Raw genomic sequence first — 21,386 nt, 5'->3', positions numbered from 1 at the left:
CCCCGAAGACCAAAAATTGGATCGCTTTCAATGAGTTGCCTTGTGAATTACGCGGAGTGGCGCCATATCGATAGCGTAGACCTATCGATTACATAGAATCAATCAGTTTCACTTTTCGATAGGTTTTGCCTAAAGTTAACCGCATCCGGCACGCGCCGGTTTCTTCCCCACCGACCCCGAGGATTCCATGTCCGTCATCAATACAGAAATCAAGCCGTTCAAGGCTACCGCCTACCACAACGGCGAGTTCATCGAAGTCTCCGACACCGATCTCAAGGGCAAGTGGTCGGTGGTGGTGTTCTACCCGGCCGACTTCACCTTCGTCTGCCCGACCGAGCTTGAAGACCTGGCGATCAACTACGACGCGTTCCAGAAGCTCGGCGTGAACGTGTACAGCGTGTCGACCGACACCCACTTCTCGCACAAGGCCTGGCACGACACCTCGGACGCGATCGGCAAGATCCAGTACCCGATGATCGGCGACCCGACCGGCACCATCACCAACAACTTCGACGTGATGCGCCCCGGCGTCGGCCTGGCCGACCGCGGCACGTTCATCATCGACCCGCAGGGCGTGATCCAGTCCGTCGAGATCACCGCCGAGGGGATCGGCCGTGACGCGCTGGAAGTGCTGCGCAAGGTCAAGGCCGCCCAGTACGTTGCCGCCCATCCGGGCGAGGTGTGCCCGGCCAAGTGGAAGGAGGGCGAGAAGACGCTTAAGCCGTCGCTCGACCTGGTCGGCAAGATCTAAGTACCCGCACTACTCCACTCCATCCCCGCGCGAGCGGGGGTGGGGCTGGACCGGAGTCCGTGCGCTGCGCGGCCTGCGGTCCATCCCCACGCCGGTGGTGCCCCGTCCGTGACGGGGTGCTGGCCCCGCATTGCCGAACATCAGGAGTCCGACATGCTCGAAGACGATCTCAAGACCCAGCTCAAGGGCTACCTGGAGCGCCTGCAGCGCCCGGTGGTGCTCGTCGCCAGCGTCGACGACGGCACGAAGTCGGCCGAGCTGCTGGAACTGCTCGAGGACATCCGCACCCAGTCCGACAAGGTCTCGGTCGAGATCCGCCGCGACGACGACCAGCGCAAGCCCTCGTTCGCCGTGTCCTCCCCCGGGCATGACATCGACCTGCGCTTCGCCGGCCTGCCGATGGGCCACGAGTTCACCTCGCTGGTCCTCGCCCTGCTGCAGGCCGGCGGCCACCCGTCCAAGGCGGCCCCGGCGCTGCTCGAACAGGTTGCCAACCTGGAGGGCGAGTACCGCTTCGAGACCTACTTCTCGCAGTCCTGCCAGAACTGCCCCGACGTGGTGCAGGCGCTCAACCTGGCGGCGGTGCTGAATCCGGGCATCCATCACGTCGCCATCGACGGCGCCCTGTTCCAGGAGGAAGTCGACGCGCGCGAGGTCATGTCGGTGCCGACCGTGTTCCTCAACGGCGCGCTGTTCGACCAGGGCCGCATGAGCCTGGAGCAGATCGTGGCGCGGCTCGACACCGGTGCCGCCGAGCGCGCCGCCGCCGTGATCGCCGGCAAGGACCTGTTCGATGTGTTGGTGGTGGGCGGTGGCCCGGCCGGCGCCGCGGCGGCGGTCTACGCCGCACGCAAGGGCATCAACACCGGCGTGGTCGCCGAACGCTTCGGCGGCCAGGTGCTCGACACCATGGCGATCGAGAACTTCATCTCCGTGCAGGAGACCGAGGGTCCGCGCCTGGCGGCGCAGCTGGAGGCGCACGTGAACCAGTACGACGTCGACATCATGAACCTGCAGCGCGCCGAGGCGCTGTCGCAGGACGCCGACGGCATCACCACCGTGAGCCTGGCCAGCGGCGCCTCGGTGCGCGGCCGCACCGTGGTGCTGTCCACCGGCGCGCGCTGGCGGCAGATGGGCGTGCCCGGCGAGGACCAGTACCGCAACAAGGGCGTGGCCTATTGCCCGCACTGCGATGGCCCGCTGTTCAAGGGCAAGCGCGTCGCGGTGGTGGGCGGCGGCAACTCGGGCGTGGAAGCTGCCATCGACCTGGCCGGCCTGGTCGCCCACGTCACGCTGATCGAATACGACGACAAGCTCCGCGCGGACGAAGTGCTGCAGCGCAAGCTGCGCAGCCTGGCGAACGTCCGCATCATCACGTCCGCGCAGACCACCGAGGTGCTCGGCGACGGCAGCCGCGTCAATGGCCTGGTCTATCGCGACCGCGCCGGCGGCGATTCCCATCGCGTGGAGCTGGAGGGCGTGTTCGTGCAGATCGGCCTGCTGCCCAACACCGAATGGCTCAAGGGCACGCTGGCGCTGTCGCCGCGCGGCGAGATCGAAGTGGACGCCGCGGGCCGCACATCGCTCCCCGGCGTGTTCGCCGCGGGCGATGCCACCACGGTGCCGTACAAGCAGATCGTGATCGCCATGGGTGAAGGCGCCAAGGCCGCGCTCGGCGCGTTCGACCACCTGATCCGCAGCAGCAGCCCGGTCGCCGAGACCGCCGCCGCGTAAGGGCACATCCGGCCACGGCCACGCGGCCGCGGCCGCGCCACGAGGGGACAGCATGAACCTGCGCGACCTGACGTATTTCATCGCCCTCGCCGAACACCTGCACTTCGGGCGCGCGGCGGCGGCCAGCTTCGTCAGCCAGCCGACGCTGTCCACCCAGGTGCGCAAGCTCGAGGAAGAGCTGGGCGTGGTGCTGGTGGAGCGGGCGCCGCGCAAGGTCATGCTGACCCCGGCGGGCCGCGACGTGGCCATCCGCGCGCGGCGCATCGTCGCCGACGTGGAGCAGATGCGCGAGTCGGCGCGGCGCAGCCGCGACCCCGAGGCCGGCACGGTGCGCCTCGGCTTGTTCCCCACGCTGGGTCCTTACCTGCTGCCGCACGTGGTGCCCGGGATCCGAGCCCGCTTCCCGCAGCTCGAGCTGCTGCTGGTCGAGGAAAAGAGCGACGTGCTGCTGTCGCGCCTGCAGGAGGGCCGCCTCGATGCCGCCCTGCTGGCGCTGCCGGTGAATGAGGAGCAGCTGCACGTCGAATTCCTGTTCGAGGAGCCGTTCGTGCTGGCGGTGCCCGACACGCATGCGCTGGCCGGGCGCGACGCACTGGCGATGAAGGACATCGCCGGCGAGCGCCTGCTGCTGCTCGCCGACGGGCACTGCCTGCGTGACCAGGCGCTGGATGTCTGCCACCTGTCCGGTGCCAGCGAGAAGGACGAGTTCCAGGCCACCAGCCTCGAGACGCTGCGACAGATGGTCGCGGCCGGTGTGGGCATCACCCTGCTGCCGACGCTGGCGGTCAAGCCACCGGTGGCGCGTTCGCAGAGCATCCAGCTGGTCGGCTTCCGCGATCCGCCGCCGAGTCGCCGCGTGGCGATGGTCTGGCGCAAGAGCTCGGCGATGCACGAATTCCTGCTGGCGCTGGCCGAGGTGCTGCGCGACCTCCCGCCGGGCCTGCTTGCACCCGCCGCCGGCGCGACCGCCGTGCCGCTGCATGCCCCGGGCGCCTCGGGCGCCTGAGCGCGCGCGCCGGCGTCAGGCGCCGACGCCCACGGGGCAGGACACGCCGGTGCCGCCGATGCCGCAATAGCCCCCCGGGTTCTTGGCGAGGTATTGCTGGTGCTCGTCCTCGGCGTAATGGAACGCCGGCGCGGGATGCACGATGTCGGTGGTGATGGCGCCGAGCCCGGCCCCGGTGAGCCGCTGCTGGTAGGCATCCCGGCTGGCCAGGGCCTGCGCCTGCTGCGCCTGCGTCGCGCAATGGATCACCGAGCGGTACTGGGTGCCGATGTCGTTGCCCTGGCGCATGCCCTGGGTGGGGTCGTGGCCTTCCCAGAAGCGTGCCAGCAGCTGCGCGAACGGCAGCACCGCGGGGTCGTGGACCACCAGCACGACTTCGGCATGCCCGGTCTCGCCACTGCAGACCTCGCGATAGGTCGGATTGGGCGTCAGCCCGCCGGCATAGCCCACCGCCGTGGTCTCCACGCCGGGCAGCCCCCAGAACAGGCGCTCGGCACCCCAGAAGCAGCCCATCCCGAAGGCGACCCGCTCAAAGCCCTCGAACCCGCCCCGCAGCGGTCGGCCATGCACGTGGTGGATGTTGTGCAGCGGCAACGGCGTGCTGCGACCCGGCAAGGCCTGCTCCGCCGTCGGCATGCGCTGCTTCCACGATCCGACTCCCAGCATGTCCGCACTCCCTCTTGACGTCGCGACCATGATCCGCGCGCCGCGCCACCCGATCAAGGCGCGGTCGTCGCTCAGCTGAACACCGCAGGCGCGACGTGCACGCAGTTGCGGCCGGCGTGCTTGGCCGCGTACAGCGCCTTGTCGGCGCGCTCGACCAGGGCCGCGGGCAGGTCGTCGCCGGACAGGCGGGTGGCCACGCCGACGCTCGCGCTCAGCGGCACCGGTTGCCCTTCCCATTCGAACGCCAGGCACTCGACCGCGAGGCGCATGTGCTCGCCGATCGCGCGCGCGGCGGCCCCGCCACGACCTGGCAGCACGGCGATGAATTCCTCGCCACCGTAGCGTCCGAGCAGGTCGCCTTCGCTCAGCGCGGAGTGCAGCGCCTTGGACACCGCGCGCAGGCAGGCATCGCCGCAGCCATGGCCGAGGCGGTCGTTGATCGCCTTGAAACGGTCGAGATCGATGAACAGCACCGAGATCGGCTGCCCGCTGCGCACCGACTCGGCGAAGCCGCGACCCAGCCACTGGTCGATCGTGCGCCGGTTGAAGGTACCCGTCAGCGCGTCCAGCTCGGCCGAGCGCTGCAGGGCCACCGCCGACCGCGCGTGCTCGATGCCGACCTGGGTCGCGCGCGAGAATTCGCCTGCCAGCGCCAGCTCCGCCGGAGTGAAGGCCTCGCCGCCGGTGCGCTGCAAGAGCAGCACGCCCCAGGCCGGCGCGCGGATGGCGAGTGGCAGCACGGCTTCCATGGCCACCACGCCGCGGTCACCGGCAGCCGTGACCGGCTGCTGCAGGGGGATGCCATTGGCCGCGTGGCGCTTGAGCGGCAGCAGGCGGCTGGCGACAATCGCGTCCACCGCCGTCTTGCTGGCCTGGGGCACCACCAGGTCGATGTCACGCCCGTCCTGGCTACGCGTCAGCAACGCCGCGAACGCCACCGGCACCTGCGGCACGAGGTGGTCGAGCATCAGCCGGTAGGCGGTCCAGGCCAGGTCGGTTTCCGGCACTCCGCGCAACGCGGTCTGCAGCGCCGCATTGAGGTCGGCGCGCGCCGCCTCGCGCCGCATGCGCGTCTCCGACTCGGCGCGTGCAATGCGATCCTGGTCGCGCTGGTCGCGGTACTGGCCCACGCGGCTCACCAGCCCGACCGCCAGCACCGCGGCCGCGAACGCGAGCACCAGCTGCCCGCCGTAGCGCAGCCACACCGGGTCCAGCCAGCGGCCGGCAGCCACGAACTCGATCACCAGCGACACCACCGCGACCAGTGCGAACAGCAGCACCAGCGACCAGGCCATCGGCACCCGGCGGCGGCCGGCGTCGACCAGCATCGCCACGCCCAGTGCGGCCGCGACCAGTTGCATGGCCAGCGCCACGCCGGGCAACACGGCGCGCAACGCCTCCACGCGCAGCAGGCAGACCGCGGCCAGGATGCCGAGCGCCCAGACATGGCGATCGGCGAGGCGCGACAGTCGCGGCATCGCCAGCGCGGTTCCTGCGTAACGTTGCAGCAGGGGGAGCACGGCGGCCAGGAACAGCAGCCCGAGCACGCGGATTCCGTCCCCGCGCCAGGCCGAGGCGATCCCGAACACGGGCAGCGCGTACAGGTGCCCGTTGTCGGCCGCCGTGGCCAGCAGGGCAAGCACGGCGGCGGCGAAAAACCGCAGGAAGGCGCGATCGCGGACGGCGCCGTACAGCGACAGCGACAACAGGGCCAGCACGAACAGCGCGGCGTATACCGAGGCACTGATGGCCGACCCGAGCTGCGCGATGCGCATCGCCGCGTCCGCGCGCACCACCCGCACGCGCAGCACCTCGCGCTCGCTGCCGATCACATGCAGGTCGATGGTGGCGTCGCCCCGCAGGTCCCCTGGCAGGGGAAACAGATAGCCGGACGGCAGCATGCCGTCGTCGGCCGGCGGGGCGAAGAAGTCGCCGCGCCCACTTCGCCAGCCCGCGCCTTCAAGCCAGACCTCGTCCACGGCGCCGCGGCTGACCCACGCGACCCAAGGTGGGCCCCCGTCGGCCTCGTCGGGCAAGGAGACGCGGACGGGAAGCACGGTCAATCCTGTGGGCCGCACCGGCAGGACCAGGGTGTCCGCGGCCGCACCCGCCTGGCCTGCGCCCTGGGGTTCGCCGAGTGCCAGGGGCAGCCCGTCCAGGTCACCGCGGAACGCGCCGGAACTGGCGGTCACCAGCAAGGCCAGCAGCAGCGCGACCCCCGCGGCGAGCGGCCACTCCTGGCGAAGCGCCATCCACCAGCGGGGCGTCATCAGGCACCTCGGCCGGGGCGACGCGCCCGCGGAGCGGCACATGGTGGCCAAGCGCGATCCGGGATGTCCCTGTCCATAGCCGCCCCCCAACCGATGGCAAACACGCAAGCAAGCAACATGCCACTGCGCCCCGCGGCGCCGCTCGGCTACACTTCGCGGCCCGTGGCGCAGCCCGCGCCGGCAGCGTCCATCGCCACATGAGCCTACCCGCAGACCCGACCGCCACCGCGCCCGCAGCGCCCGCCGAGAAGCAGGACTTCATCCGCCAGATCGTGCGCCAGGACCTCGCGGCCGGCCGCCACCGGGCGATCCGCACCCGTTTCCCGCCGGAGCCCAACGGCTACCTGCACATCGGCCACGCCAAGGCGATCTGCCTGGACTTCGGCATCGCCGGCGAGTTCGGCGGCACCTGCAACCTGCGCTTCGACGACACCAATCCGGCGAAGGAAGACCCCGAGTTCGTGCAGGCGATCCAGGACGACGTGCGCTGGCTTGGCTTCGAGTGGGCCAGCCTGCGACATGCCTCCGACTACTTCGAGGTCTTCTACCTGGCCGCCGAAAAGCTCATCCGCCAGGGCGATGCCTTCGTTTGCGACCTCAGCGCCGACGATGTGCGCGCCTGGCGCGGCTCGCTCACCGAAGGCGGCCGCGACTCGCCGTTCCGCGGGCGCGGCGTGGACGAGAACCTGGACCTGTTCCGGCGCATGCGCGCGGGCGAGTTCGCCGACGGCGCGCGCACGCTGCGCGCGAAGATCGACATGGCCAGCGGCAACATCAACCTGCGCGACCCGGCGCTGTACCGCATCAAGCACGTCGAGCACCAGAACACCGGCGCCGACTGGCCGATCTATCCGATGTACGACTTCGCGCACGCCCTTGGCGACGCCGTCGAAGGCATCACCCATTCGCTGTGCACGCTGGAATTCGAGGACCACCGCCCGCTGTACGACTGGTGCGTGGACCGCGTGGACCTCGCGGGCAACCCAGAGCTGCTGGCACCGCTGGCCGCCAAGGGCCTGCCGGTCGAGGCCGCCAAGCCACGCCAGATCGAGTTCTCGCGCCTCAACATCAACTACACGGTGATGAGCAAGCGCAAGCTGACGCAGCTGGTCGCCGACGGCCTGGTGGACGGCTGGGACGACCCGCGCATGCCGACCCTGCAGGGCCTGCGCCGCCGCGGCTACACGCCGGCCGCGCTGCGCCTGCTGGTGGACCGCGTCGGCATCAGCAAGCAGAACTCGGTGATCGACTACTCGGTGCTCGAAGGCTGCCTGCGCGACGACCTGGACACCGGCGCCGAGCGGCGCATGGCCGTGGTGGAACCGCTGAAGCTGACGCTCACCAACCTGCCCGATGGCCACGCCGAGCAGTTGCTGTTCCCGAACCATCCCAAGGACGAAGCGCTCGGCACGCGCCAGGTGCCGTTCTCGCGCACGCTGTGGATCGAGCAGGACGACTTCGCCGAAGTGCCGCCCAAAGGCTGGAAGCGCCTGGTGCCGGGTGGCGAAGTGCGGCTGCGCGGCGCGGGCATCATCCGCTGCGACGAGGTGCGCAAGGATGCCGACGGCAACATCGTCGAACTGCTGTGCACGCTTGACCCGGAGTCGCGCCCCGGCATGGAAGGCGCCAACCGCAAGGTCAAGGGCACGATCCACTGGGTCGACGCCAGCCGCGCGGTTGCCGCCGAGATCCGCCTCTACGACCGCCTGTTCGCGGTGGCCGACCCCGATGACGAGAGCGACGGCCTGGGCTATCGCGACCGCATCAACCCGGCCTCGCGGCGCACCGTGCAGGGCTGGGTGGAACCGGCCGCCGCTGCCGCCGAGCCCGAGCAGTCGCTGCAGTTCGAGCGCATCGGCTACTTCGTCGCCGACCGCCGCGACCATCGCACCGACGGCCCGGTGTTCAACCGCAGCGTGACCCTGCGCGATACCTGGGCCGCCAAGGCCTGAGCCGACCCGCGCGCCGGCCTGCACGTCGGCGCCACCGCCGCGCGGCTAGCATTGCCCGCGCACCTTTCCGCCAAGGAGCCCCACATGCGCCGGATCGAACCCCGCACGCTGCTGTCCCTGCTTTCCCTGCTTTCCCTGCTGCTCGCTCCGCTGCTGCTGGCCGCCTGTGCCGCACCGCAGTCGAGTGCCGGCAACGGCGTCGGACCGCCGACGGCATCGGAACAGCCACGCGAGTCCGTGCCACGCCAGCGCCCGGGCACCGTGGCCGGGGTGCCGGTGCTCGACCGCAGCTGCAAGGTCGACAGCGACTGTGCGGTGAAGGACGTCGGCAGCTGCTGCGGCTACCGTCCGGCCTGCGTCAACAAGGACGCCAAGCCTGATCCGGCCGCGGTCCAGGCCGCCTGCGCCGCCAACGGCGTGATGGGCACCTGCGGCTTCCGCGAGATCGAAGCCTGCAGCTGCGTCGCCAACACGTGCGAGGCCTCGGCCTCCGCGGCGGTGGCGCGCTGATGCTCTACGCCCAGGTCCACCTCACGCTGCCGGCATGGGTCCATGACGTCGTCGACACCTCCCGCGCCTATGCCAGCGACGAGGACAAGGTCGCGCTGGCCATCGAACTGGCGGGCCGCAACGTCGCCGCGCAGACCGGTGGCCCGTTCGGGGCGGCGGTGTTCGGCCCTTCCGACCGCGTGGTCGCCGCGGGCGTCAACGTGGTGCTGCCGCAGAGCACGTCGCTGGCGCATGCCGAGAACATGGCCTACATGCTGGCCCAGCAGCGGCTGCAGCGCCCGCGCCTCAACCAGGACGAGGACGGTCGCCATGATGGCCCCTACACGCTCGCCACCTCGGCGCAGCCCTGCTGCCAGTGCTATGGCGCGACGGTATGGGCGGGCGTGGACCGCCTGCTGATCGGCGCGCGCGCAGAGGACGTGCACGAACTCACCGAATTCGACGAAGGCCCGCTGCCCGCCGACTGGATCGGTGAACTCGGGCGCCGCGGCATCGAAGTCGCGCGCGACCTGCGCCGCGACGACGCCCGCGCCGTGCTGGCCGCCTACGGCCAGACCGGCGGCCGGCGCTACTGATGCCGTCAACGCTCCTGCCATGGACCGTGGCGGCATGAGCGGCCTGCTCTGCTATTGCCGCGCGGGCTTCGAGCCGGAGCTCGCCGCCGAACTCGGCGAACGCGCGGCGGCCGCCGGCCATGCCGGCTATGCCGTCACCGACCGCGACAGCGGCTACGTGCGCTTCCTCGTGCCGGGTGGCGATGCGCATGCGCTGTCGCGCGCGCTGCCGTGGCGCGACCTGGTGTTCGCGCGGCAGAAACTGCAGCTGCTGGCCGACCTGCCGGCGCTCGACCCCAGGGACCGCATCGCGCCGATCATCGCGATGCTGCAGTCCGTGTCCCTGGCGGGGCCACCCGCGGCCGCGGGCCAGGCGCCGTACGGGACCCTGCTGGTCGAGCATCCCGACAGCGATGCCGCGGGGCCGCTCTCGGGACTGGCGCGTGCGCTTGGCAATGCCCTGCGCCCGGCCCTGCGCAAAGCCGGCCTGCTGGCCGCCAGCGAGGACCCGCGCCGCCCGCGCCTGCACGTCTGCCTGCTCGCCGGCGACCACCTGCTGCTCGCCTGCAGCGACAGCCGCGACTCCTCGCCGTGGCCCAACGGCGTGCCGCGCCTGCGCCTGCATCGCGATGCGCCCTCGCGCTCGGCGTTGAAGCTCGAGGAAGCCTTCATGTCCATGCTCGACGACGGCGAACGCGAGCGCCTGCTGCGCCCCGGCATGCACGCCGCCGACCTCGGCGCCGCGCCCGGCGGCTGGACCTGGGTGCTGCTGCGCGAAGGCCTGCAGGTGATGGCGATCGACAATGGCCCGCTGCGCGAGCATGTGATGGATACCGGACGCGTGACCCACCTGCGCGAGGACGGCTTCCGCTGGCAGCCGCCGCGCCCGCTGGACTGGATGGTGTGCGACATGGTCGAGCAGCCGCGCCGGGTCGCCTCGCGGATGGCGACCTGGTTCCGCGAGGGCTGGTGCCGGCAGGCGGTGTTCAACCTGAAGCTGCCGATGAAGAAGCGCTGGCTCGAAACCACGCTGTGCCTGGACCTGTTCGCGCGCGAGGCGGGGCGGCCGCTGACCGTGCGCGCGCGGCAGCTGTACCACGACCGCGAAGAGATCACCGTCATCGCGATGCCGTCCGGCAGCTGAAGACGCGCGCGGTATTCAGCGGACAGTCCACGATTCCCTACGCTGACGTCATGGCGTGGCCGCTAGTGTCCGCTGACCACCAGCCCGGAGACCCGAAGATGAAGCCACGCACCCCGACCAGCCTGGTGCTCGCCGCGCTGGGTGCATTCGCCGCCAGCGGCAGCGTGCTGGCGCAATCCTCCCTGGACACGCCCACGCAGGCGCCGGTCACCGGCACGGTCACATCGACCCAGCCCGCCGAAGCGCCGGTGACGATCAGCAGCCGGCTGCCCGATTCCGTGATCGGCGAGTACCGGATCGACATGGCGGCGCTCGACGCGAACGCCGACGGCAAGCTGACGCGCCGCGAGGCCCGCACCAATGCCACCCTGAGCGCCGAGTTCCGCGCCGTGGATGCGAATGGCGACGGCGTGCTCGACAGCCATGAACTCAAGGGTTGGATGCGATAACCCGCACGAGGCCGCGCGGCCGGCCGCTCAGGTCCCGGCGGCGTGCCGCCAGAGCGCCGAGGACAGCAGCGGCATGCGCCCGGCCATGCCGAGTAGCGGTCCGCGCAGCAACGTCGCCGGAAACGACGCGCTGGTGAAGGCCCGGTTGATGCCGTCGAACGCGCGTGCAGCCAGCGTGTCTTCGCTGCGGCGCGCGCGTGCCCAGCGCGCGAGCCGCTGCGGCGTGGCCCAGTCCTGCTTGCGCGTGCGTGCGCCTGCAATGGACTCGCGCAGCGCGGCGACATCGCGCAGGCCCAGATTGACGCCTTGCCCGGCGAGCGGATGCACGGCATGCGCGGCGTCGCCCACCAGCAGCACGCGGCCCGCGATGTAGCTGCGCGCGAGCTGCATGCGCAGCGGGAATGCGACGCGCCGCGAACATGGCGCGGTGCGGCCAAGGCGCGCATCGAAGGCCCGTGTGAGGGCGTTGCCGAACGCGGCGTCATCCATCGCCAGCGCAGCCTGCGCCGCGGCGGTGGGCTGCGACCAGACAATCGAAGAGCTGCCGTCGGCGCAGGGCAGGAACGCCAGCGGCCCACCCGGCAGGAAGCGTTGCCAGGCGGTCGCTTCATGCGCCTCTTCCGTGCGCACGTAGCCCACCACGCCCGATTGGCCGTAATCACGGCCGTCGACGGCGATTCCGGCCAGCCCGCGCAGGGTGGATGCGGCGCCGTCGGCCGCGATCGCGACGCGCGCGAAAACGCGGCGGCCATCGTCAAGGCGCAGCTGCACGCCGCCTTCGTCCTGCACGAGGCTCTCGACGCGGGCGGGACAGCGCAGTTCCACGCCGGCGGCTGCCAGACGCGCCCACAGCCTGTCGACCAGCAGCGCATTTTCGACGATCCAGCCCAGCTCGCGGCGCCCGTAGGCGTCGGCGTCGAACATCAGCTCGCCGCCGCCGGCGGCGTCCCACACCCGCATGCGCCGGTACGGCTGCAGGCGCGTCGAGGGCGCACCGTTGCGGCCAGCGACCGCGTCCCAGGCGCCGAGCGTCTCGAACAGCGCGGCGTTGTCGGGCGCGAACGCGTAGACGCGCAGGTCCGGGGCGTCGGCGGACCAGGGCGCGGGCGCGTGGCCCTCGACCAACACCACTGAAAGATCCTGTTGCGCCAGCGCGAGCGCGGTTGCCGCACCGACCACGCCGCCGCCGACCACCACGGCATCGACCTGGCCGCGGCGCATCAGCCCGCCTCCGCGCGGCACGCGGCAGGCACGTCGCCGCGATAGCCCATGGCGCCGCCGACCAGTCCCGCCTGCAGCGCCGGCACGGCATCGAGCGCCATCAGGCCCAGGCTGCGCAGCAGCGTCACGCCGGGCGCGGGATTTGACGTCAACCGCGCGAAGCCGTGCGAGAACGCCAGCGTGCGGCTGCGGTCCTCGGCGCGGCGCGCGGCGTAGGCGGCCAGCAGCGCAGGGTCGCCAGGATCGGCGCCCGCCGCGGCCTGCTTTGCCAGCAGCTCGGCCAGCGTCATGGCATCGCGCAGGCCGAGGTTGAATCCCTGCGCACCGATCGGGTGCAGGCTCTGTGCGGCGTTGCCGACCAGCACCGCGCGCGCCGCAACGGTTTCCGCGGCGGTGACCGCGACCGCCGGGTAGGCGCTGCGCGGTCCGGCCTCGAACAGGCGGCCGACCCGCCAGCCGAACGCATCCTGGACGTGGGCGAGGAAAGCGGGCTCATCCAGTGCCTGCACGCGCGCGGCGTCCGCGGTGGCCACGCCGTGCACCAGGCCCCAAGCGCGATCGCCGCGCGGCAGCAGGGCCGTCGGGCCGTCGTCGCCGAGGCGCTCGTAGGCGGTGCCGTCCGGCGCGCGCGACGCGCGCAGCCGCGCCACCAGCAGCACCTGGCCATAGTCATGCTCACCGGCGTCAATCCCGAGCGCGGCGCGCACGCCGCTGCGCATGCCATCGGCGGCGACGACCAGGCGCGCGCGCAGCACGGACGCGGCACCGCCCTCCACATGCACTTCGCGCACGCCGTCGGCGGCAACGCCCAGCGCAGTGAAGCGCGTGCCGCGATGGCGCGTGAGCCCGGCCACGTCGCCCAGCCGCGCTTCCAGCGCCTCGCCGAAGTCCCGCGCCACGACCACCTGGCCGAAACACGCGCGGCCGTAATCGGCCGCGGCCAGGCGAATGCGGCCGAAATCGCCGCGGCGGCTGACATGGATGCGCTCGATGGCGCCGGTGGGCGCGCGCAGGCGCGTCATCACGCCAAGGTGCGCCAGGGCGTTCACGGTGGCCTCGGCAAAGCTCAGGTTGCGCTCGTCGAACACCGCCGGCATCGCCGCCGCGGGCGCTGCCTCGACCAGCGCGACATCGAGCCCGGTGGCTTCCAGTGCGATTGCAAGGCTGGCGCCGACCAGGCCGCCGCCGATGATCACCACGTCGTGGGTTGCGCTCATGCGGGCATGATACGGCCCCTCGTGCCGCCAGTTCGCTAGAATGGCCGCCACCTCGAAGTCCGTGCCGGAGCTCCCAGCGCCATGAACACCACCCTGCAACGCGCCATCGTCCTGTCACTGCTCGTGCTGCTGATGGCGGCGACCCGCAGCCATGTGTTCAACCACTTCACGCCGCTGCCCGACGCGTCCTGGGCGGTGTTCCTGATCGCCGGCTTCCATCTGCGCAGCTGGTCGCGGCTGGTGCTGCCGGGGCTGCTGGCGCTGGCCGTGGCCATCGACTGGGCGGTGATCACCGGCCAGGGCATGTCGTTCTGGAGCCATTACTGCGTGTCCGCGGGCTACTGGATGCTGCTGCCGGCGCACGCGGCGATGTGGGCCGCCGGGGCGTGGCTGCGCCGTGGCTATACCGGTGCCGGCGTGTCCGCACTCGGCCGCCTCGCGGCGGCGGTGGTGCTGGCCACCGCAACCTGCCACCTGCTGGCACAGGGCGGTTTCTACTGGCTGTCGAACACCGTCGCCGAGCCGACGTTCGCCGGCTGGGCGCGCAACTACGGCCACTGGTTCCTGCCCTACCTGAGCGCCACGGCGATGTTCGTCGCGCTGGCGGCGATCGCGCAGGTGGTGGCCGAAGCCGTCGCGCGCCACGCCGGGGCCAGCGCGCAGGCGCGCGACAGCCAGCGCTGACGCCATGGGCAACCGCCTGTCCAAGATCTATACCCGCACCGGCGACGACGGCAGCACCGGGCTTGGCGACGGCAGCCGCACCGGCAAGGACTCGCTGCGCGTGGAGGCCTACGGCACGGTCGACGAGGCCAACTCCACGCTCGGCCTGCTGCTGGCCAGCGACATCCCGGAGGCGATGCGCGAGCTGCTGACGTCTGTGCAGCACCAGCTGTTCGACCTGGGTGGCGAACTGTGCATCCCGGGGCACTCGGCCATCAGCGATGACGACGTGACCCGCCTCGAGCAGCACCTGGACCAGTACAACGCGCCCCTGCCGCCGCTCAAGGATTTCATCCTCCCCGGCGGCGGCGACGCGGCGGCGCGCTGCCACATCGCGCGCACCGTGGTGCGCCGCGCCGAACGCTGCACGGTGGCGCTGTCGCGCGCCGAGGATATCCGCCCGCAGCCGGTGCGCTACCTCAACCGCCTCTCCGATCTGCTGTTCGTGCTGGCCCGCGTGCTGGCGCGCGAGAGCGGCCACGGCGAGGTGATCTGGCGGCACGAGCGCCGCAACGGCTGACACATGAGCGACCGCGCGCCCGTGCTGGAGTCGGCGCCTTGAGCGCGACCGGCGTGCCGGTCTTCACCCACGCCGCGTGCTTCGCGCACGACACCGGCCCCGGCCACGCCGAAAGCCCGCAGCGCCTGGGCGCCGTGGTCACCGCGCTGCGCGACCATGTCCCCGGCCTGGAATGGCTGGAAGCACCCCGCGCCACGCGCGGACAGCTGCTGCGCGTGCACGATCCGATCCTGCTGCAGACGGTACTCGAGGCACCCGACCGGCTGGTCCAGCTCGATCCCGACACGGTGCTGTCGCCGGGCTCGCCCGAAGCCGCGCTGCGCGCGGCGGGCGCGGTGGTCGCGGCCGTCGACCATGTGATGGGCGGCCTGTCGCGCACGGCATTCTGCGCGGTGCGCCCGCCTGGCCACCACGCCACCGACCTGCATGCGATGGGCTTCTGCCTGTTCAACAACGTGGCCGTCGGTGCCGCGCATGCGCTGGAGCGCCACGGCCTGTCGCGCGTGGCGATCGTCGATTTCGACGTGCACCACGGCAATGGCACGCAGGCGATCTTTGCCGCCGAAGCGCGCGTGCACTACAGCAGTGCGCACGAAATGCCGCTGTTCCCCGACACCGGCGATCCGCGCGAACGCGGGGCCGGCAACGTGCGCAACGCGGCGCTGCGGGCAGGGACCGGCAGCCACCGCTTCCGCGAAGCCTGGCGCGAGCAGCTGCTGCCCGCGGTGGATGCGTTCGCGCCGCAGCTGCTGCTGCTGTCGGCCGGCTTCGACGGCCATCGCGCCGACCCGATGGCGCACATCCAGCTGGAAGCCGACGACTACACGTGGATCACCGCCGAACTGGGCGCGATCGCCGCGCGTCACGCCGATGGGCGCATGGTGTCGGTGCTCGAAGGAGGCTATGACCTTCCCGCGCTCGCCGAATGCAGTGTCGCCCACGTTGCTGCGCTCGCGGCGGGCTCCGCGCGCTGAACGCCGCGTGCACGCCAGGGGTCCGCGGCCGCTGGCGAGGCCGGCGTTCACCCGGCGCGCATTGCCGCTGCACGGGCGATGCGGCAAGCTAGCCGCCGCCCCACCGACCGGATGAACGCGTGCACAAACCCCTCCGACTGCTCCCGTTGTCGCTGTGCATCGCCTGCGCACTGGCGACGCACATCCCGGATGCGCGGGCAGCGGATGAACCGGAACCCGACTGGGGCCTGTGCCCGGTCGACGATTCGGTGCCGGCGTTCGCCGATGCGCAGCCCGCGGTGGGTTCGATCGAGGAGCGTGCCTCGCAGCCCACCGACATCGCCTGCGACGACATGAGCGGCGTCGACGGCGAGAACGTCGCCTGCAAGGGCAACGTCACGCTGCGCCGCGGCGACCAGTTCCTCGGCGCGGACGGGCTGGAGTTCGAGAACGAGACGTCGACCTACGTCGCCACCGGCAGCGTGCGCTACCAGGACTCCGGCATGCGCATGGTCGCCGAACGCCTCGAGGGCGACCAGGAGGCCGACACCCACCGTGTCGAGAACGTGCGTTACCAGCTGACAGACCGCCGCGGCAACGGCGGCGCGGAGCGCATCGAGATGAAGGGCTCGCAGGGCGCGCTGTACGGCTCCACCTATTCCACCTGCCCGCCCGACGACCGCTGGTGGGAATTGCGCGCGGGTCGCATCGACATCGACAACGAGCGGGGCCAGGGTATCGCGCGCAACGCCACCCTGCGGGTCGGCAAGGTGCCGGTGCTGTACGTGCCGATCTTCGCGTTCCCCACCGACAACCGCCGGCACACCGGCCTGCTGTATCCGGCCATTTCATATTCCAGCCGCAACGGCTTCGACTGGCGGCAGCCGATCTACCTCAACCTCGCGCCCAATTACGACATGACGCTCGAGCCGCGGCTGATGACCAACCGCGGTCTGCAGCTCGGCACCGAATTCCGCTACCTCGTCAATGGCGGCGGCGGCGTGCTGGAGCTCGACGTGCTTCCCTCCGACAATCTGGCCCGTGACGGGCGCGCCGACGAGATCGCGTCGCCGTACCCGGCAGAGAACTACCGCAAGGAAGACCGCGGCATGTTCCGGTTCAACGCCTACCAGAACATGGGCCCGCACTGGCAGGCGCGGACCAACCTGGCTTGGGCCAGCGATCCGCGCTACCTGGAAGACTCGAGCAACGCGCTGAACGGCCTGACCAACTTCTCGATCAAGAGCGATCTCGGGCTGTACGGCCGTGGCCGCGACTGGGACGCCGGCGTGATGGCCGACTACTGGCAACTCGGCGACTGGACGCTGGCCGACGCCAACCTCCCCTTCCACCGCCTGCCGCGTGCGTACGTCAACTGGGAACGCGGCGTCGGCGACTGGCTGGTGGCCGGCGTGAACGCCGATGCCACCCGTTTCGCGCATGCCGACAGCGCGGCGCAGCCCGGAGGCAGCCGCATCGACGTGCGGCCCTATGTGTCCATGCCGCTCGAAGGCGCCAGCTGGTTCGTCAAGCCCACGCTCGCCTGGCGCTATACCGGCTACGCGCTCGAGGACGTGCTGGCGCAGCGGATCGCCGCCGCAAACGGCACCAGCGCCGATGACTCGCCATCGCGCAGCCTGCCGATCACCACCATCGACGCCGGGATGTTCTTCGACCGCGACACCATGTTCCGCGGCGAGAGCTACCTGAACACCCTCGAGCCGCGCCTGTATTACGTCAACGCGCCCTACCGCGACCAGTCCAACCTGCCGCTGTTCGATACCCAGTTCATGTCGTTCGGGTGGGGCCAGCTGTTCCGCGACAACCGCTTCACCGGTGCCGACCGCCAGGCCGACGCCAACCAGCTCACCCTGGCCCTGACCACCCGGCTGATCGAGTCCGAATCCGGCGCGGAGAAGCTCTCCGCGAGCATCGGCCAGATCCGCTATTTCGAGGACTCGCGCGTCGGCCTCGATGCGACGTCGCCGGTCATAGGCGAAGGCAAGTCGGCGTGGATCGCGGATGGCAACTACGCCATCAACGACCGCTGGAGCATCGGCGCCACCTACCACTGGAACCCGGCCACGCGGCAGGAGGACCTTGCCAGCGTCCGCACCCGTTACCTGATGGGCGACGACGGGGTGGTCAACCTGGCCTATCGCTACCGCCGCAACGCCGCCGACCAGCGCGACCTGCTCGAGCAGGTGGACCTGTCGTTCCTGTACCCGATCAACACGTCCTGGAGCCTGGTGGGCCGTTACTACTACTCGCTGCTCGACAACCAGCTGCTCGAGGGCATCGCCGGGGTGCAGTGGGACAGCTGCTGCATGGCGGCGCGCCTGGTCGCCCGCCGCTACGTCCGCAACCGCACCGGCGAGATGAACGACGCGATCCAGTTCGAGCTTGAATTCAAGGGCCTCGGCTCGGCCGGACCCGACACGGCCAGCCGCCTGCGCCGTGCTATCCTCGGTTACTACCGCGAGGACCTGTACCTGGTGCCTCCTGCCGAAGTCCGCAGCGGCCCAGGCAACGACCCATCCCTCGACGCGACCCCATGAAAAACATCCTGATTCCCTGCCTCGCCCTCGCCGTGGCGGCCTTCGGCCTGCCTTCCATGGCGCAGGACGCCCAGCCGCTAGACGGCATCGCCGCGGTGGTCAACGAGGACGTGATCCTCGAGAGCGAACTCGACCGCGCGACCGCCAACATCGTGGCGCAGTACGGTGACCGCCCCGGCCAGCTGCCGCCAGCCGAGGTGCTGCGCCGCCAGCTGCTGGAGCGCCTGATCCTGGTGCGCCTGCAGACCGCGCGCGCGCAGGAGACCGGCGTGCGCGTGACCGACGAGGAAGTCGACGCCGCGATCGGCGGCATCGCGCAGCAGAACAGCATGACCCCGGACCAGCTCCGCCAGCAGCTGGCACGCGACGGCCTGAACTTCGCCGACTTCCGCCGCTCGCTCGGCGAGGAGCTGATGATCCAGCGCATGCGCCAGCGTTTCGCGCAGACGCGGGTCACGGTCACGGAAGGCGAAGTCGACGCCGCGCTCGCCAACCAGGCCACCGGCACCCAGTACCGCCTGGCCCACATCCTGGTCGCGCTCCCCAGCGGAGCCACCCCGGAGCAGATCGCCACCGCGCAGCAGAAGGCCGATGGCGTGAAGAGCCTGCTGGACCGCGGCGAGATGGATTTCCAGGCCGCCGCCGTGCGCTATTCCGACAGCCCCAACGCGCTGGAGGGCGGTGACCTCGGCTGGCGCAGCACCGACGAGATCCCGACCGCCTTCACCGGCTCGATCAGCACCATGCAGCCCGGCCAGGTGCTGGGCCCGTTCCGCGGCCCCAGCGGTTTCCAGTTGCTGCAGTTGATGGAAACCCGCGACGCCTCGGCCGCGGCCACGCAGACCGTGACCCAGTACCAGGCGCGCCATGTGCTGGTGCGTGGCGACGACGCCGCCGCCAAGGCGCGCATCGACACCCTGCGCGCGCGCATCGCCGGCGGTGCGGATTTCGCCACCGTCGCGCGCGAGGATTCCCAGGACCGCTTCAGCGGCGACAAGGGTGGCGACCTCGGCTGGTTCGTGCAGGACCAGTTCGGTCCCGAATTCGGCGCCCAGATCGGTGGACTGGCCGATGGCGAAGTCTCGGCTCCGTTCCGTACCCAGGCGGGCTGGCATGTCGTGCAGCGCCAGGCGACGCGCCAGGCCAACGTGGGTGACGAGAACCGTCGTGCCCAGGTCCGCGAGACCATCGGCCAGCGCAAGCTGGAAGACGAATGGAACCGCTACCTGCGCGAACTGCGCGGCGAGGCCTACGTCGACATCCGCAGCGCGGCCGGCGTCGCCGGCGCCAACGGCGACTGATTTGCAGCGTCCACGGCTCGCGCTGGTCCCGGGTGAACCGGCCGGCGTCGGGCCGGAGCTGTGCGTGCGCGCCCTGCAACGCACCTGGGATGCCGACCTCGTCGTGTACGGCGACGCCGCGGTCCTGATCGCCGCCGCCCGGCGGCTCGGCATCCCGCTCGATCGCCCCGCGCCCGACACCCTCGCCGCCGAGGGCGGCCCTGTCCGCCTCGTCGACCTGCCGGGCACCCAGGTGGTTGCACCCGGACGGCCCGCCGCGGCCAATGCACCGGCCGTGGTCGCCGCACTCGTGCGTGCCGCCGATGCCTGCCTGCGCGGCGAGTGCGATGGCATGGTCACCGGCCCGGTGCACAAGGCCACGATCAACGACGGCGGCATCGCCTACACCGGCACCACCGGCCTGCTGGCCGCCCATGCCGGGCGCGAGGTGGTGATGATGCTGGCCAATGACCACATGCGCGTCGCCCTCGCCACGGTGCACCTGCCGCTGCGCGCGGTGGCCGACGCGCTCACCCCCGCCCTGCTCGAACGCAGCCTGCGCATCGTCCACGACGCCCTGCGCGGCGATTTCGGCATCGGCGACCCGGTGATCGCGGTGCTCGGCCTCAACCCCCACGCCGGCGAGGATGGCCACCTGGGCCGCGAGGAGATCGATGTGATCATCCCGGTGCTCGCGCGCCTGCGCGGCGAGGGCCTGCGGCTCGAGGGCCCGCTGCCGGCCGACACCGCCTTCCTGCCGCGCAAACTGGCCGGTGTCGACGCCGTGCTGGCCATGTACCACGACCAGGGGCTTCCGGTGCTGAAATACAGTGGTTTCGAGCAGGCGGTGAACATCAGCCTGGGCCTGCCCTACCCGCGCGTGGCGGTCGACCACGGCACCGCGTTCGACCTCGCCGGCAGCGGCCACGCCGATCCTTCCAGCCTGTTCGCGGCGATCGAGACCTGCACGCGGCTGGCACGCGTGCGCCTCGCCGCGCGGCCCGGCACCCGCGACGCCCTGCACCCGGACCGGGTGCCATGACCACCACCGGCCACGACGGCGCGTTCCGCGATCCGGCGAAGAAGTCCCTCGGCCAGCACTTCCTGCACGAGCGCGGCGTGGTCGACAAGATCGTGCTGGCGGTCGACCCGCGCCCGGGTGACCACATCGTCGAGATCGGCCCCGGCCAGGGCGCGATGACCTGGCCGCTGCTCGACCGCCACGGCCGGCTGACCGCGATCGAGTTCGACCGCGACCTGCTCGCGCCCCTGGCGGCGCGCGCGCGCGCCCATGGCGAACTCGAGCTGGTGCACGCCAACGTGCTCGACGTCGACTTCACCGCGCTGGCCGCGGGCACGCCGATCCGCCTGGTCGGCAACCTGCCGTACAACCTGTCGTCGCCGATCCTGTTCCATGCCCTCGACCACGCCGCGGTCGTGCGCGACATGCACTTCATGCTGCAGAAGGAAGTCGTGGACCGCATGGCGGCCGGCCCGGGCAGCAAGGTGTACGGGCGCCTGAGCGTCATGCTGCAGGCCTACTGCCGGGTGACCGCGCTGTTCACCGTCGGTCCGGGCGCGTTCAAGCCGCCGCCGAAGGTCGATTCCGCGGTGGTGCGCCTGGTGCCGCGGCCGCCGGCCGAGATCGGCATCGACAACCCGGCGCGGTTCGCCGCGATCGTGCGCGCGGCGTTCGGCCAGCGCCGCAAGACCCTGCGCAACGCGCTGCAACCGCTGTGTTCGGCCGACGCGATCAGCACCGCGGGCGTGGATCCGTCGCAGCGCGCGGAGCAGCTCGCGGTCGCGGATTTCATCCGTATCGCCAACCTGCCGGTCACCACGTAGCCCCTGGATTCACACCGACGGCTTAAACTGCCG

19 protein-coding genes are annotated in these 21,386 nt (G+C 71.2%); 15 read left to right on the top strand and 4 right to left on the bottom strand.

What is annotated here, in order from left to right; translation table 11 throughout:
• The first annotated feature begins 187 nt into the window (after positions 1-187).
• The 3 genes from ahpC to H5368_RS12685 all read left to right on the top strand — a co-directional run bounded on the left by ahpC (position 188) and on the right by H5368_RS12685 (position 3,491).
• The gene (gene ahpC, locus H5368_RS12695; RefSeq protein WP_182825153.1) at positions 188-751 is read left to right on the top strand and encodes an alkyl hydroperoxide reductase subunit C; all 564 of its coding nucleotides are present in this window, start codon (positions 188-190) and stop codon (positions 749-751) included.
• A gap of 153 nt (positions 752-904) precedes the next feature.
• Positions 905-2,485, top strand: a complete 1,581-nt coding sequence (gene ahpF / locus H5368_RS12690; RefSeq protein WP_182825151.1) for an alkyl hydroperoxide reductase subunit F — start codon at positions 905-907, stop codon at positions 2,483-2,485.
• A 52-nt stretch (positions 2,486-2,537) separates the two neighbouring features.
• Positions 2,538-3,491 carry a LysR substrate-binding domain-containing protein gene (locus H5368_RS12685; RefSeq protein WP_182825149.1) on the top strand — a complete coding sequence of 318 codons (954 nt, stop codon included), beginning with the start codon at positions 2,538-2,540 and terminating at the stop codon, positions 3,489-3,491.
• A gap of 15 nt (positions 3,492-3,506) precedes the next feature.
• Here the strand turns inward: H5368_RS12685 and msrA are convergent, their stop codons facing one another.
• Complete coding sequence (gene msrA / locus H5368_RS12680; RefSeq protein WP_182825147.1) at positions 3,507-4,157, bottom strand: peptide-methionine (S)-S-oxide reductase MsrA; 651 nt, start codon at positions 4,155-4,157, stop codon at positions 3,507-3,509.
• A gap of 71 nt (positions 4,158-4,228) precedes the next feature.
• On the bottom strand, positions 4,229-6,427 hold the full coding sequence (locus H5368_RS12675; protein WP_182825145.1) for a diguanylate cyclase: 2,199 nt from the start codon (positions 6,425-6,427) through the stop codon (positions 4,229-4,231).
• Between the two features lie 197 nt (positions 6,428-6,624).
• Between H5368_RS12675 and H5368_RS12670 the strand changes: the two genes are divergently transcribed.
• The 5 genes from H5368_RS12670 to H5368_RS12650 all read left to right on the top strand — a co-directional run bounded on the left by H5368_RS12670 (position 6,625) and on the right by H5368_RS12650 (position 11,036).
• Positions 6,625-8,379: a glutamine--tRNA ligase/YqeY domain fusion protein gene (locus tag H5368_RS12670; protein WP_182825143.1), complete on the top strand. Its 1,755-nt coding sequence runs from the start codon at positions 6,625-6,627 to the stop codon at positions 8,377-8,379.
• Between the two features lie 84 nt (positions 8,380-8,463).
• Positions 8,464-8,889 carry a hypothetical protein gene (locus H5368_RS12665; protein ID WP_182825141.1) on the top strand — a complete coding sequence of 142 codons (426 nt, stop codon included), beginning with the start codon at positions 8,464-8,466 and terminating at the stop codon, positions 8,887-8,889.
• Positions 8,889-9,464 carry a nucleoside deaminase gene (locus tag H5368_RS12660; protein WP_182825139.1) on the top strand — a complete coding sequence of 192 codons (576 nt, stop codon included), beginning with the start codon at positions 8,889-8,891 and terminating at the stop codon, positions 9,462-9,464. Before H5368_RS12665 ends, H5368_RS12660 begins: the two co-directional genes overlap by 1 nt.
• Positions 9,465-9,498: 34 nt before the next feature.
• Positions 9,499-10,587: a 23S rRNA (cytidine(2498)-2'-O)-methyltransferase RlmM gene (gene rlmM, locus H5368_RS12655; protein WP_182825137.1), complete on the top strand. Its 1,089-nt coding sequence runs from the start codon at positions 9,499-9,501 to the stop codon at positions 10,585-10,587.
• A 98-nt stretch (positions 10,588-10,685) separates the two neighbouring features.
• Positions 10,686-11,036, top strand: coding sequence for a hypothetical protein (locus H5368_RS12650; protein WP_182825135.1), 351 nt, complete (start codon positions 10,686-10,688; stop codon positions 11,034-11,036).
• 27 nt (positions 11,037-11,063) lie between these two features.
• On the opposite strand, the gene H5368_RS12645 is transcribed toward H5368_RS12650, so the two are convergent.
• Together H5368_RS12645 and ubiH are read right to left on the bottom strand one after the other, a co-directional pair.
• Entirely contained in the window at positions 11,064-12,257 is a 1,194-nt protein-coding gene (locus H5368_RS12645) for an FAD-dependent oxidoreductase (protein ID WP_182825133.1), read from the bottom strand.
• Positions 12,257-13,474: a 2-octaprenyl-6-methoxyphenyl hydroxylase gene (gene ubiH / locus H5368_RS12640; protein ID WP_182825130.1), complete on the bottom strand. Its 1,218-nt coding sequence runs from the start codon at positions 13,472-13,474 to the stop codon at positions 12,257-12,259. Before ubiH ends, H5368_RS12645 begins: the two co-directional genes overlap by 1 nt.
• 81 nt (positions 13,475-13,555) lie before the next feature.
• Here ubiH and H5368_RS12635 point away from each other — a divergent pair, with 81 nt between their 5' ends.
• The 7 genes from H5368_RS12635 (at position 13,556) to rsmA (ending at position 21,353) form a co-directional block, all read left to right on the top strand.
• On the top strand, positions 13,556-14,158 hold the full coding sequence (locus H5368_RS12635) for a hypothetical protein (protein ID WP_182825128.1): 603 nt from the start codon (positions 13,556-13,558) through the stop codon (positions 14,156-14,158).
• A gap of 4 nt (positions 14,159-14,162) precedes the next feature.
• A complete protein-coding gene (locus tag H5368_RS12630) occupies positions 14,163-14,717 on the top strand; it encodes a cob(I)yrinic acid a,c-diamide adenosyltransferase (protein ID WP_182825126.1) in 555 nt (184 codons plus the stop codon).
• A gap of 53 nt (positions 14,718-14,770) precedes the next feature.
• A complete protein-coding gene (locus H5368_RS12625; protein ID WP_182825325.1) occupies positions 14,771-15,691 on the top strand; it encodes a histone deacetylase family protein in 921 nt (306 codons plus the stop codon).
• A 119-nt stretch (positions 15,692-15,810) separates the two neighbouring features.
• The gene (gene lptD, locus H5368_RS12620) at positions 15,811-18,228 is read left to right on the top strand and encodes an LPS assembly protein LptD (protein WP_182825124.1); all 2,418 of its coding nucleotides are present in this window, start codon (positions 15,811-15,813) and stop codon (positions 18,226-18,228) included.
• A complete protein-coding gene (locus tag H5368_RS12615; protein ID WP_182825122.1) occupies positions 18,225-19,529 on the top strand; it encodes a peptidylprolyl isomerase in 1,305 nt (434 codons plus the stop codon). The genes lptD and H5368_RS12615 overlap by 4 nt, the downstream gene beginning before the upstream one ends.
• Before the next feature lies 1 nt (position 19,530).
• Entirely contained in the window at positions 19,531-20,550 is a 1,020-nt protein-coding gene (gene pdxA / locus H5368_RS12610) for a 4-hydroxythreonine-4-phosphate dehydrogenase PdxA (RefSeq protein WP_182825120.1), read from the top strand.
• Positions 20,547-21,353: a 16S rRNA (adenine(1518)-N(6)/adenine(1519)-N(6))-dimethyltransferase RsmA gene (gene rsmA / locus H5368_RS12605; RefSeq protein WP_182825118.1), complete on the top strand. Its 807-nt coding sequence runs from the start codon at positions 20,547-20,549 to the stop codon at positions 21,351-21,353. Before pdxA ends, rsmA begins: the two co-directional genes overlap by 4 nt.
• Positions 21,354-21,386 lie beyond the last annotated feature (33 nt).

Source organism: Luteimonas sp. MC1782 (assembly GCF_014164605.1).
Classification (GTDB): domain Bacteria; phylum Pseudomonadota; class Gammaproteobacteria; order Xanthomonadales; family Xanthomonadaceae; genus Luteimonas.
The sequence above is the reverse complement of the archived record's forward strand: the minus strand, read 5'-3'. Positions and strand labels throughout refer to the sequence as shown.